Genomic DNA, 12,416 nt, shown 5'->3' on the forward strand with positions numbered 1-12,416 from the left:
ACGGTTTAGTTCGCAAAGGCGGCGATGCCGGTGATCGCCCGGCCGATGATCAGCGCGTGGATGTCGTGTGTGCCCTCATAGGTGTTGACCACTTCGAGGTTGACGAGGTGGCGGGCGATGCCGAATTCGTCGGAGATGCCGTTGCCGCCGAGCATGTCGCGGGCCGCGCGCGCGATCTCCAGCGCCTTGCCGCAGCTGTTGCGCTTGAGGATCGAGGTCAGCTCGACCGGTGGATGGCCTTCCTCCTTCATGCGGCCGAGCCGCAGGCAGCCCTGCAGGCCGAGCGAGATTTCTGCCGCCATGTCGGCGAGCTTCTTCTGGATCAGCTGGTTGGCGGCAAGCGGCCGGCCGAACTGCTTGCGCTCGAGCGTGTATTGCCGTGCCCTGGCGTAACAATCTTCGGCAGCCCCGAGCGCGCCCCAGGCGATGCCGAAACGGGCCGAGTTGAGGCAGGTGAAAGGACCCTTGAGGCCGGTAACATTGGGAAGCAGGTTTTCCTCCGGCACGAACACCCCGTCCATCACCACTTCGCCGGTGATCGAGGCGCGCAGGCCGACCTTGCCGTGGATGGCGGGAGCCGAAAGGCCTTTCCAGCCCTTTTCCAGGATGAAGCCGCGGATGAGGCCGTCCTCGGTCTTTGCCCAGACGACGAAGACATCGGCGATCGGCGCATTCGAGATCCAGGTCTTTGAGCCGGTGAGGCTATAGCCGCCATCGACCTTCTTGGCGCGGGTCGCCATCGAGCCGGGATCGGAGCCGTAATCGGGCTCGGTCAGACCGAAACAGCCGACCCATTCGCCCGTGGCGAGTTTCGGCAGGTATTTCTGCTTCTGTGCCTCAGACCCGAAGGTTTCGATCGGCACCATGACCAGCGAGGACTGCACGCTCATCATCGAACGATAACCGCTGTCGACCCGTTCGACCTCGCGGGCGATCAGGCCGTAGGCGGTGTAACCAAGACCGGCGCCCCCATAATCGGGGGAGATCGTCGGGCCGAGCAGGCCGAGTTCACCCATTTCGCGGAAGATTGCGGGATCCGTCCTTTCATGGCGGAAGGCGTCGAGAACGCGGGGCGCGAGCTTTTGCTGCGCATAGGCATGGGCGGTATCCTGCACCATGCGCTCCTCGTTGGTCAGCTGCTCCACCAGGCGGAACGGATCGGCCCAGTCGAAAACCTCGCGCGTCTGCTGCATGGCGGCGTCTCCTCACTCACGATTCAGGCTTGCCTCGTTCAAGGTCGCATAGACCCGCCAGCCAACCGCGTCAACACAAGCCAGCCTATCGGAAAGACGAGCCTTGCCATCTTTTCAAAAGCGTCGGCATGCTCCACTTTGCCCGCGTTTGATTCTGGCATGAGGAGGCGGAAATGTCGTCAAGCGATCTGTTCGTATCGGCCGAAGGCGCCGAATGGGTCAATCCGGAGCCCGGCGTTACCAGGCGCATCATGACCTATCTGCCGGAGATGATGATGGTGGAAGTGGCATTCGAAAGCGGCGCTATCGGTGCGGCTCATTCGCATCCGCACATTCAGGCAAGTTATATCGCCGAGGGCAGCTTCGAAGTGACGATTGATGGCCGGACCGAAGTGCTCAGGCGGGGCGGCAGCTTCATCGTGCCCCCCAATCTCGTCCATGGCGTCAAGGCGCTGGAAAAGGGCCGGCTGATCGATAGCTTCACGCCACATCGTGCCGAATTTCTCAAGTAATCAGCTTTCGGGCTCCGACCGGCGCGCCGAGCCGGCGGCGGTGACATAGGGCGGCACGAAGCGTGCGTCCTCGCCGCGCACGGCCTCGCGCAGGAAGTCAATGACGGCGCGCACGCGCGGCACCTGTTTCAGGTCGCGATGGCAAGTGATCCAGTACTGGCGCTTGAGGTCGATTTCCTCGGGCAGCACACGCACGAGCTCGGGATAACGGCTGGCGAAGAAATAGGGCAGGATGCAGAGGCCGAGGCCATTTCGGGTGGCAGTCAGCTGCGCGAAGATGCTGGAGCTCTGGAACTGCGGCTTGATGCGCGGATGCACGTCGCTGAGATAATCCAGGCCCGGCGCGAAAATCATCTCCTCGATATAGCTGACGAAGGGGTGCTCAAGCAGGTTGTCGCGGCAGGTAATCGCCGGCGCCTTCGCCAGATAGTGGCGGGAGCCATAGATCTGCAGGTGATAGTCGGTCAGCTTCTCGGCGAAATAAGGCCCTCCCTTCGGTTCGTCGAGCACGACGGAAAGATCGGCCTCCTTGCGTGACAGTGACATGATCTGCTGGATGGTCACCAGTTCGAGCGAGAGATGCGGATGCTGGGCGGCAAACTGCGGCAGCACGGTGGCGAAGAAGAAATTGGCAAAGCCTTCCGGTGCGCTGAGGCGCACCAGGCCGCGCTGCGCCATCGAGCCATCGGCGAGATCGGCGCGCAGCCGCTCGGTCTCCTGCTCCATCCGCTCTGCCGTTTCGACGAAGCGCGTGCCCATCGCGGTCAGCACATAGCCGCGTGGATTGCGCTCGAACAGCTTGACCTTGAGGGTGAATTCCAGCCGGTCGATGCGCCGCGAAACGGTGGCGTGGCTGGAACGCAGCTGCCGGGCAGCCGTCGACAGCTGCCCGGTACGGGCGACGGCGAGAAAAAACTGCAGATCGTCCCAGGTGAACTGCGGCGGATTGTTCATCGCCATTTCCTCCGTTCAACAAGCGCTAACGCATAGCACGATCTTCAGATGTTTAAACAATTCATTGTTTTGATTTGCATTTTACGTCGCGAAGAACGGAGAAATCACCGCAAGGAGAAGCCGAGACGCTTGTTGGAAACCGGTTGATCCCCGGAGACGGTGCTTTCAGTTGCTATTGGTGAGTGCTACACGGCCACGTTTGCATTCTGAGGAAATATTGATGAAAAAATTGGTTCGCCTGCTGCTGACGATCGTGCTCGCATTCGTCGTGGTCATCGGTTTTCGCTGGTATCGCTACATCACCAACACCGACAGCCCCTATGACGAAGTCGGCATTACGCTCAACTCGTCGATGCCTGGCCCGCTGAATGCCTGGGGCTGTGCCAAACTGAAAGCGACGTTCGGCAGCGCCTTGCCTCCCTATGGCTGCGCCGCCGACAACGGGACGCAATGGAAGTAACGGCAGGCGGAAATGCGTCAAATCTGCCGGCGACGAAGGACCAATAGATAATTGGTCCTTCGTCTAACGCCACTAACCCTGCACAACCGTCGGAACTGCCCTAAGTCTAGTGCTTAGCGCTTACGTCCTGCGCATCCCGAGGCTTGGTTTGACGTTGTGCGGCTGTGTTTCTGTGCAAAAATGAACAGATACTGTTTGGAATTAGTTGTACTCCGCCCGTTGCCTCAGGGAGAAATTTCCATGATCGTAAGACGAGAGCCGTCGTTCTGAGGAGTGCGACCGGCCAAATATGAACAGACCGGTAATCTTGCTCATCTCTGGGAGGAGAGAATATGCGAAAGAATCTCATTGCGTCCGTTGCATTTTTGCTCGCCAGCAGCACCGCTGTGCTCGCGCAAAGCGCGACCGACGGCAAGGTCAAGATCGGCATCCTGAACGACCAGTCGGGCGTCTATGCGGATTTCGGCGGCAAATCCTCCGTCGAAGCCGCCAAGATGGCGGTCGAGGATTTCGGCGGCAAGGTATTGGGCGTTCCGGTCGAGATCGTCGATGCCGATCACCAGAACAAGCCGGATATCGCCTCCAACATCGCCCGCCAATGGTATGACACCGAGCAGGTGGATGCGATCATGGAATTGACGACCTCGTCGGTGGCGCTCGCTGTGCAGGCGATCGCCAAGGAAAAGAAGAAGATCGACATTGTCACCGGTGCTGCGACGACGGATCTGACCGGCAAGGCCTGCTCGCCCTACGGCTTCCACTGGGCCTACGATACGCATGCGCTGGCCGTCGGTACCGGCGGCGCGCTTGTGAAGCAGGGCGGCGACAGCTGGTTCTTTCTGACCGCCGACTATGCCTTCGGCTATTCGCTGGAGCAGCAGACCACCGACTACGTTAAGGCGAGCGGCGGCACGGTCGTCGGCGCCGTCCGCCATCCGCTGTCGACCCAGGACTTCTCGTCCTTCCTGCTGCAGGCGCAATCCTCTGGCGCCAAGGTGATCGGCCTTGCCAATGCCGGCCTCGATACTTCCAACGCCATCAAGCAGGCGGCCGAATTCGGCATCACCCAGGGCGGCCAGCATCTGGCGGCGCTGCTCTTCACCCTTGCCGAAGTCCATGGCCTCGGGCTCGAGGCGGCGCAGGGCCTGACGCTGACGGAAGGTTTTTACTGGAACCGCGACGACGAAAGCCGCGCCTTCGCCAAGAAATTCTTCGCCCGCACAGGCAAGATGCCGAACATGATCCATACCGGCACCTATTCGGCGGTGACGCAATATCTGAAGGCGGTGCAGAAGGCCGGCACCGACGAGACGGAAGCCGTTGCCAAAACGCTGCATGAAATGCCTGTTGATGACGTCTTCGGCCGCGGCGGCACGGTCGGCGCCAATGGCCGGATGATCCACGACATGTACCTCTTGCAGGTCAAGAAGCCTGCCGACAGCAAGGAGCCGTGGGATTACTTCAACGTGCTCGCCACCATTCCCGGCAAGGAAGCCTATATCGACCCCGCCAAGAGCGGCTGCGATCTGGTGAAGTGAGCGCGATGGCGGTTTCCGCGATTGAAAGTCAGGCCAAGCCGCGGGTGGTTTTATCCGCCCGCGGCCTGCGCCGCGATTTCGGCGGCTTCACGGCCGTCAAGAACGTCGATCTCGACGTCCATGACGCGAGCGTCCATGCGCTGATCGGCCCAAACGGCGCCGGCAAGACTACGGTCTTCAATCTGCTGACGAAGTTCCTGCAGCCGACGGCGGGCACGATCACGCTGATGGGCACCGACATCACCTACACGCCGCCCGACAAGGTCGCGCGCATGGGACTGGTGCGCTCCTTCCAGATCTCGGCGGTCTTCCCGCATCTTTCCGTTCTCGACAATGTGCGCGTGGCGCTGCAGCGGCCGAACAATCTGTCTACCCAGTTCTGGCGGCCGCTTTCGGCGCTCGACCGGCTGAACGAGCGCGCCGAGCAGTTGCTCGCCAGCGTCGGCCTTTCCAAGGAGCGCGACCATATCGCCGCCGACCTTTCCTATGGCCGCAAGCGCGTGCTGGAAATCGCTACGACGCTGGCGCTCGATCCCAAGGTGCTGCTGCTCGACGAGCCGATGGCCGGCATGGGGCTGGAGGATGTCGGCGTCGTCTCGGCGATCATCCGCGACGTCGCCCGCGACCGGGCGGTGCTGATGGTCGAGCACAATCTCTCCGTCGTCGCCAATATCTGCCAGCATGTCACTGTGCTGCAGCGTGGCGAGATCCTCGCCGAGGGGGATTATGCCACGGTCAGCCAGGACGAGCGCGTGCGCGTCGCCTATATGGGCACGGAGGAGCATTGATGGCCGATCTCCTCGAAGTCCAGGGACTGAATGCCTGGTACGGCGAAAGCCACATCCTGCACGGCGTCGACATGCGGGTGGCCGAAGGCGAGACGATCACCATTCTCGGCCGCAACGGCGTCGGCAAGACGACGACGCTGCGCACCATCACCGGCATCGTGCGCGCCCGCAAGGGCAGGATCAGTTTTGCCGGCAGCGACATGATGCAGGTGCCGCTGCACAAGACGGCGCATCGCGGTATCGGCTTCGTGCCGGAGGAGCGCGGCATCTTCTCGACGCTCACCGTGTCGGAAAACCTGCTGCTGCCGCCTGTCGTGGCGAAGGGCGGCATGACGCTCGACGAGATCTACGAGCTTTTCCCCAATCTCTACGAGCGCCGCGGCAGCCCCGGCACCAAGCTTTCGGGCGGCGAGCAGCAGATGCTGGCGATCGCCCGGATCCTGCGCACCGGCGTGCGGCTGCTCATTCTCGACGAACCGACGGAGGGGCTTGCCCCGGTCATCGTCCAGCGCATCGGCGAGGTGCTGCAGACGCTGAAAGGGCGCGGCATGACGATCCTGCTCGTCGAGCAGAACTTCCGCTTCGCCAGCCGTATTGCCGATCGCTTCTATCTGATGGATCATGGGCAGATGGTGTCGGAATTCCCGGTCGGCGAACTGCCGCAGCGCATGGATACGCTGCACAAGGTTCTGGGAGTGTGACCAGATGACGATGATCTTCGGCATTCCCCTGCAGGCGCTGCTCGGCCAGCTGTTGATCGGCCTGATCAACGGTTCCTTCTATGCGCTGCTCAGCCTCGGCCTCGCTATCATTTTCGGTCTGCTCAGGGTGATCAACTTCGCCCACGGCGCACAATATATGCTCGGCGCCTTCGTTGCCTATCTCCTGCTGACCTATGCCGGCATCGGCTACTGGCCGTCGCTGATCCTGGCGCCCGTCATCGTCGGCTTTGCCGGGGCGATCATCGAGCGACTGTTCCTGCGCCGGCTCTACGATCTCGATCCGCTTTACGGCCTGCTCTTCACCTTCGGGCTGGCGCTCGCGGTCGAAGGCACCTTCCGCTATCTCTACGGCTCGTCCGGCCAGCCCTATGCTACCCCGGCAGCCCTTGCCGGCGGCGCCAATCTCGGCTTCATGTTCCTGCCGATCTATCGCGGCTGGGTGGTCGTCGTCTCGCTCGTCGTCTGCCTCGGCACATGGCTGCTGATCGAAAAGACCAAACTCGGCGCCTATCTCCGGGCCGCCACCGAAAACGCCGTGCTGGTACAGGTCTTCGGCGTCAACGTGCCGGTGCTCCTGACGCTGACCTACGCGCTCGGCGCCGGCCTTGCCGCCTTTGCCGGCGTGCTGGCCGCACCCATCTATCAGGTCTCGCCGCTGATGGGCTCGAACATGATCATCGTCGTTTTCGCTGTCGTCGTGGTCGGCGGCATGGGATCGATCATGGGCGCGATCATCACCGGTTATGTGCTCGGCATAGCCGAGGGCCTGACCAAGGTCTTCTATCCCGAGGCTTCAAACATCGTGATCTTCGTCATCATGGCGATCGTGCTTCTCATCAGGCCCGCGGGCCTCTTCGGCCGGGATGCTTGACATGACCGATATCACCGAAACTCTCCGAACGGAAAAAAGCCGAACCGCTTTTTCGGTGCAGGCGGGCTTCCTCCTCGTGGGATTGCTGCTCCTGCTCTTGGCGCCGTTTTTCTTCTATCCGATCTTCCTGATGAAGCTGCTCTGCTTCGCACTGTTTGCCTGCGCCTTTAATCTGCTGCTCGGCTATACCGGCCTCTTGTCCTTCGGCCATGCCACCTTCTTCGGCGGTGCCGCCTATTTCACCGCCTATACCGTGAAATCATGGGGCTTGCCGCCGGAGCTCGGCATCCTGATCGGTGTCATTGGGGCTGCCTTCCTCGGCCTCGTCATGGGTTTCTTCGCCATCCGCCGCCAGGGCATCTATTTCGCGATGATCACGCTGGCGCTGTCGCAGATGTTCTTCTTCTTCTGTCTGCAGGCGGAGTTCACCGAGGGCGAGGACGGCATTCAGTCGGTGCCGCGCGGGCATCTCTTCGGCTTCATCGACCTGAACGACTCAACCAACATGTATTATTTCGTGCTTGCCGTCTTCCTCGTTGGTATCTTGATCATCTGGCGCTTCATCAATTCGCCCTTCGGCATGATCCTGAAGTCGATCCGCGAGAACGAGAGCCGAGCGATCTCACTCGGCTATTCCGTCGCGCGCTACAAGCTCGGCGCTTTCGTCATGTCGGCAGCGCTTGCGGGGCTGGCGGGCGCGGTCAAATCGATCGTCTTCCAGTTCGCGACGCTCACCGACGTCGCCTGGCAGATGTCGGGCGAGGTGATCCTGATGACGCTGCTCGGCGGGATCGGCACACTGATCGGCCCCGTCTTCGGGGCCGGGCTGGTGGTGGCGCTGGAAAACTACCTCGCCACCTCGGAGTTTCCGGTGACGATCATCACCGGCATCGTGTTCATGATCTGCGTGCTGATCTTCCGCCGCGGCATCATCGGCGAATTCTACGCGTCGCGGCTGGGGCGCAAACTGGGCTTCGTCTATCGCCGCTGAACGGGCGGACCTCTTCTCCGGGAAAGCCATGTTTTCGGGGGAAGAGACGGGCGGCGGCGCTGCGACTCTTCCTCTCCCCGTCCCGCGGGGAGAGGGAAGCGGCAAGCATCTGGAGTTCGTGCAGGGCACATGGATCGGTACGACTATATCATCATCGGGGCAGGCAGCGCCGGCTGCGTGCTTGCCAACCGGCTGTCGGCCGATGGCAGGAGCCGGGTGCTGCTGCTCGAAGCCGGCGGCAGCGACAACTACCACTGGATCCATATCCCGGTCGGTTATCTCTATTGCATCAACAATCCGCGGACCGACTGGTGTTTCACAACGGCGCCGGAAGCGGGGTTGAACGGTCGGGCGCTGAGCTATCCCCGCGGCAAGGTGCTCGGCGGCTGCTCCTCGATCAACGGCATGATCTATATGCGCGGCCAGGCGCGCGATTATGACCTCTGGCGGCAGATGGGCTGCAGTGGCTGGGGCTGGGACGATGTTCTGCCCTACTTCCGCAAGTCCGAGGATTTTTATCGCGGTGAAGACGAGATGCATGGCGCCGGCGGCGAATGGCGCATTGAGAAGGCGCGGGTGCGCTGGGCCGTGCTCGACGCCTTCCAGCAGGCGGCGAGAGAAGCCGGTATTCCGGAAACAGAGGATTTCAACCGCGGCAGCAATGAAGGCTCCGGTTACTTCGACGTCAACCAGCGTTCCGGCATTCGCTGGAACACCTCGAAAGCCTTCCTGCGCCCGGCGCGCAAGCGCTCCAACCTGACGGTGCTCACCAAGGCGCAGGTCCGGCGGCTGCTGGTGGAGGAGGGGACCGTGGCCGGCGTCGAATTCCAGCACGACGGCGTGGCGAAACGCGCCTATGCGGGCAAGGAAACCATCCTTTCGGCCGGATCGATCGGCTCGCCGCATATTCTGGAACTCTCCGGCATCGGCAGGGGCGAGGTTCTCCAGCGGGCGGGCGTCGATGTCGTCACCGAGGTCAAGGGCGTCGGCGAGAACCTGCAGGATCATCTGCAACTGCGTCTGGCCTATAAAGTAACCGGGGTTCCGACGCTGAACGAGAAGGCGACGAAGCTGATCGGCAAGGCGGCGATCGGGCTCGAATATCTCGTCCGCCGCTCCGGGCCGATGGCGATGGCGCCGAGCCAGCTCGGCATCTTCACCCGCTCGGGGCCAGACCGGGAAACGCCTGACCTGCAATATCACGTGCAACCGGTCTCGCTCGAAAAATTCGGCGACCCCGTCCATCCTTTCCCGGCGATCACGGCGAGCGTCTGCAATCTGAGGCCGGAAAGCCGGGGCTCGGTGCACCTGTCGAGCCCGGATTTTGCCGCGCAGCCGACGATCAGCCCGAAATACCTCTCGACGCAACGCGATCGTGACATAGCTGTCCGTTCGATACGGTTAACGCGCAAGATCGTCGCGCAGCCATCCTTCGCGAGGTTCCGGCCGGAAGAGTTCAAGCCAGGTCCCAGCTATCAGACCGAAGCCGATCTGGAGCGGGCGGCCGGCGATATCGGCACGACGATTTTCCATCCCGTCGGCACCTGCCGCATGGGCGCCGACAGGGAGAGCGTCGTCGACCCCAGACTGAAATTCAGGGCGCTTGGCAAGCTCAGGATCGCCGACGCTTCGGTGATGCCGTCGATCACCTCAGGCAACACCAATTCGCCGACGATCATGATCGCCGAAAAGGCGGCGGCGATGATCCTCGAAGACAATCGATAGGAGAAGACCATGGCAAGGATCGCATTCATCGGGCTTGGCAATATGGGCGGGCCGATGGCGGCCAATCTCGTCAAGGCGGGCCACGAGGTCCTCGGTTTCGATCTCGCGGCTTCGGTGCTGAAGGCGGCGGAGGCGAGCGGCGTCAAGCCGGCAAGCCATGCCAGCCAGGCGGTCAAGGATGCGGAGGTGGTTATCACGATGCTGCCGCAGGGCAGGCATGTGCTGACGGCCTGGGCAGACATTCTGCAGTCGACGGCGCAGGACACGCTGGTCATTGATTGCTCGACCATCGATGTCGACAGCAGCCGCAAGGCGCATGAGATAGCCAAGGCTGCAGGCTGCCTGTCGCTCGACGCACCCGTCTCCGGCGGCACCGGTGGGGCGAGCGCCGGCACGCTGACCTTCATGGCGGGCGGCTCCCCGGAAGCCTTTGCCCGAGCCAAGCCAATTCTCGAGGCCATGGGCAAGAAGATCGTCCATTGCGGCGAAGCGGGCGCCGGCCAGGCGGCAAAGATCTGCAACAACATGATCCTCGGCATCTCGATGGTCGGCGTCTGCGAGGCCTTCGTGCTCGCCGAAAAACTCGGCCTCTCGCATCAGGCGCTTTTCGACGTTGCATCGACCTCATCGGGCCAATGCTGGTCGATCAACACCTATTGCCCGGTGCCCGGCCCGGTGCCGACCTCGCCTGCCAATAATGGTTACAAGCCAGGTTTTGCCGCAGCCTTGATGCTGAAGGATCTCAAGCTTTCGCAAGAGGCGGCTCTGGCGAGCGGCGCCTCCACGCCGCTCGGCGCGGAAGCGGCCCAGCTTTATGCGCTCTTCGAAAAGCAGGGCAATGGCGGAAGAGATTTTTCCGCCATCATCGAGATGTTCCGCGAAAAGCTGTAGGCGACGGCCTACAGGAGATAGCTGACCGGCTCTTTTCGAACCGGATGCGGGAAGACGCCCATGCCGACTCCGAAGATCGAGTGCAGCGTGTCGGCCTGCATGATCTCGGCTGGCGGGCCTTCGGCCGTGATCCGGCCGCGGCTGAGCGCGACGATCGCGTCGCAGTAGCGTGCGGCAAGGTTGATATCGTGCAGCACGATGACGACGGTCAGCCCGCGTTCGCGGCTGAGATCCTGTACCAGGGAGAGAACGCTCGCCTGGTGGGCGAGGTCGAGTGCCGACGTCGGTTCGTCGAGCAGCAAGCAGCGGGCATCCTGGGCGAGCATCATGGCGATCCAGGCGCGTTGGCGCTCGCCGCCGGACATGTTGGTGACGGGGCGATCGGCAAAGTCCTCAAGCTCGGTGCGGGTGATGGCTTCCTCGACCTTGGTGCGATCCGTCGCGGTGAAGCGGCCGAGTGTGCCGTGCCAGGGAAAACGGCCGAGTGCCACCAGTTCGCGCACGGTCATCCCGTCGGTCGCCGGCGTGAATTGCGGCATATAGGCGACGTGTCGGGCAAATTCCCGGGCGCCCCAGTCGGCCGCCACCTTGCCGCCGAAGGAGATGGCGCCGGATTGCGGTGCGATCTGGCGGGCGATGATAAAAGCGTGCTCTTGCCGGAGCCGTTCGGGCCCACCAGACCGCAGATACGGCCCTGATCGAGGGTCAAGTCGATGCCATGCAGGATCGGCTTCGGCCCGATGGCATAGGTGATTTGAGACAGGGCAAGGAAAGACGAAGGCATGGTCTGCTCCAGGTTCCGCATTGCTGGTTCGGGAGGGCCTCAGACATGTATCGGCCCTCCTTGCCGCATCCGGTTCCTGCAAAACTAAACCTGGATTGTCAACTTAACATTTTCCGCCGAGCGTGAAGACGCCATGCTGGCATGGCCGCGGTCGCAGCCAGAACCGGCATCAATCATGCCTTCGACACCGGAAAACTCAGCCTTGCGTCGCCGAAGAGGATATCGATTTCGCCGGGTTCAGGCAGTTCGATCGCGCCGCTCAACGTGCCCGTTGTGATCAGCGCGCCTGCCTTCAGCGATGTTCCCGGGCGCAAGCCGTCATTGGCGTAGTCGACGAGCCAGGTGAGAACATCGCCCATCGGGTGCTGAGCCGGACCGTCATAGATGGTGCGGCCGGCATGGGTGACCTTGAGCGGCGTGCCGCCGGCGGTATCGACCAGGCTCTTGTCGAGCTTTGGACCAAGCACATAGCCGCTATTGCCGAGGCGATCTGATGTAAACAGCAGAAAGGAGACGCTGCCGCTTTCCCTTACGGCGCTGACCAGCAGCTCGGCGCCGAGATAGGCAGCGGATATCGCCTCGACCACGTCGGCGCGGCTATATGCAGTGCCGGTGCGGATCGGCAGGTCCTTGCCGAGACGCACGGCGATCTCGGTCTCGAATTTTATGCCCGGATACCAGGGGATGCTCGCACCCGAGGCGGCCTCGGCATAGGGATGCAGGGGAGCGGTGACCGCCTGCCCCTCAGGCGAGACCGTCACCTTCCAGGCATTGCTGGAAATGCCGTCGGCCAGAAAATTCTGAGCCTCCATCGCCTGATGCAGATCGGCCGGCAGCGCGAAAGTGCCGGTTTCCTCCTGCCTGCCGGCCTGGCGCAGGCTGTGAAGCCTGGCTGCGAGCCCGCGCGGATCGAATGTCTCTGTCATGCTGTCTCCTCGACCTGATTTTCGAGGTGGCACACTAACGGCAGGGCAGCAATGAACAAGT

Annotated in this window: 12 protein-coding genes and 1 pseudogene; 9 read left to right on the plus strand and 4 right to left on the minus strand. The window is 62.3% G+C overall.

From position 1 onward, the window contains the following. Positions 1 to 5: 5 nt before the first annotated feature. The gene (locus PYR71_RS07300) at positions 6 to 1,193 is read right to left on the minus strand and encodes an acyl-CoA dehydrogenase (protein WP_275618809.1); all 1,188 of its coding nucleotides are present in this window, start codon (positions 1,191 to 1,193) and stop codon (positions 6 to 8) included. Between the two features lie 173 nt (positions 1,194 to 1,366). On the opposite strand from PYR71_RS07300, the gene PYR71_RS07305 reads away from it, so the two are divergent. Next, complete coding sequence (locus tag PYR71_RS07305) at positions 1,367 to 1,705, plus strand: cupin domain-containing protein (protein WP_275618810.1); 339 nt, start codon at positions 1,367 to 1,369, stop codon at positions 1,703 to 1,705. On the opposite strand, the gene PYR71_RS07310 is transcribed toward PYR71_RS07305, so the two are convergent. Beyond that, positions 1,706 to 2,659: a LysR family transcriptional regulator gene (locus PYR71_RS07310; RefSeq protein ID WP_275618811.1), complete on the minus strand. Its 954-nt coding sequence runs from the start codon at positions 2,657 to 2,659 to the stop codon at positions 1,706 to 1,708. Between the two features lie 220 nt (positions 2,660 to 2,879). Here PYR71_RS07310 and PYR71_RS07315 point away from each other — a divergent pair, with 220 nt between their 5' ends. The 8 genes from PYR71_RS07315 (at position 2,880) to mmsB (ending at position 10,645) form a co-directional block, all read left to right on the plus strand. Continuing rightward, on the plus strand, positions 2,880 to 3,119 hold the full coding sequence (locus PYR71_RS07315; RefSeq protein WP_183918876.1) for a hypothetical protein: 240 nt from the start codon (positions 2,880 to 2,882) through the stop codon (positions 3,117 to 3,119). 332 nt (positions 3,120 to 3,451) lie between these two features. After that, the gene (locus tag PYR71_RS07320) at positions 3,452 to 4,657 is read left to right on the plus strand and encodes an ABC transporter substrate-binding protein (protein ID WP_004678062.1); all 1,206 of its coding nucleotides are present in this window, start codon (positions 3,452 to 3,454) and stop codon (positions 4,655 to 4,657) included. Positions 4,658 to 4,662: 5 nt separating this feature from the next. Further along, positions 4,663 to 5,445 (plus strand): ABC transporter ATP-binding protein, encoded by a 783-nt coding sequence (locus PYR71_RS07325; RefSeq protein WP_275618812.1) that lies wholly within the window; start codon positions 4,663 to 4,665, stop codon positions 5,443 to 5,445. Continuing rightward, positions 5,445 to 6,146, plus strand: a complete 702-nt coding sequence (locus tag PYR71_RS07330; protein ID WP_275618813.1) for an ABC transporter ATP-binding protein — start codon at positions 5,445 to 5,447, stop codon at positions 6,144 to 6,146. The genes PYR71_RS07325 and PYR71_RS07330 overlap by 1 nt, the downstream gene beginning before the upstream one ends. A gap of 4 nt (positions 6,147 to 6,150) precedes the next feature. Beyond that, positions 6,151 to 7,038 (plus strand): branched-chain amino acid ABC transporter permease, encoded by an 888-nt coding sequence (locus PYR71_RS07335; protein ID WP_012490600.1) that lies wholly within the window; start codon positions 6,151 to 6,153, stop codon positions 7,036 to 7,038. Between the two features lies 1 nt (position 7,039). Then, on the plus strand, positions 7,040 to 8,029 hold the full coding sequence (locus PYR71_RS07340) for a branched-chain amino acid ABC transporter permease (protein WP_183918872.1): 990 nt from the start codon (positions 7,040 to 7,042) through the stop codon (positions 8,027 to 8,029). Between the two features lie 129 nt (positions 8,030 to 8,158). Next, on the plus strand, positions 8,159 to 9,754 hold the full coding sequence (locus tag PYR71_RS07345) for a GMC family oxidoreductase (protein ID WP_275618814.1): 1,596 nt from the start codon (positions 8,159 to 8,161) through the stop codon (positions 9,752 to 9,754). A 9-nt stretch (positions 9,755 to 9,763) separates the two neighbouring features. Continuing rightward, positions 9,764 to 10,645 carry a 3-hydroxyisobutyrate dehydrogenase gene (gene mmsB, locus PYR71_RS07350; protein WP_275618815.1) on the plus strand — a complete coding sequence of 294 codons (882 nt, stop codon included), beginning with the start codon at positions 9,764 to 9,766 and terminating at the stop codon, positions 10,643 to 10,645. Between the two features lie 8 nt (positions 10,646 to 10,653). On the opposite strand, the pseudogene PYR71_RS07355 reads toward mmsB, so the two are convergent. Together PYR71_RS07355 and PYR71_RS07360 are read right to left on the minus strand one after the other, a co-directional pair. Next, positions 10,654 to 11,429 (minus strand): annotated as a pseudogene (locus PYR71_RS07355) (ABC transporter ATP-binding protein). A gap of 173 nt (positions 11,430 to 11,602) precedes the next feature. Then, a complete protein-coding gene (locus PYR71_RS07360; protein ID WP_275618816.1) occupies positions 11,603 to 12,355 on the minus strand; it encodes a fumarylacetoacetate hydrolase family protein in 753 nt (250 codons plus the stop codon). Positions 12,356 to 12,416 lie beyond the last annotated feature (61 nt).

The organism is Rhizobium mulingense (assembly GCF_029194105.1).
GTDB lineage: Bacteria > Pseudomonadota > Alphaproteobacteria > Rhizobiales > Rhizobiaceae > Rhizobium > Rhizobium mulingense.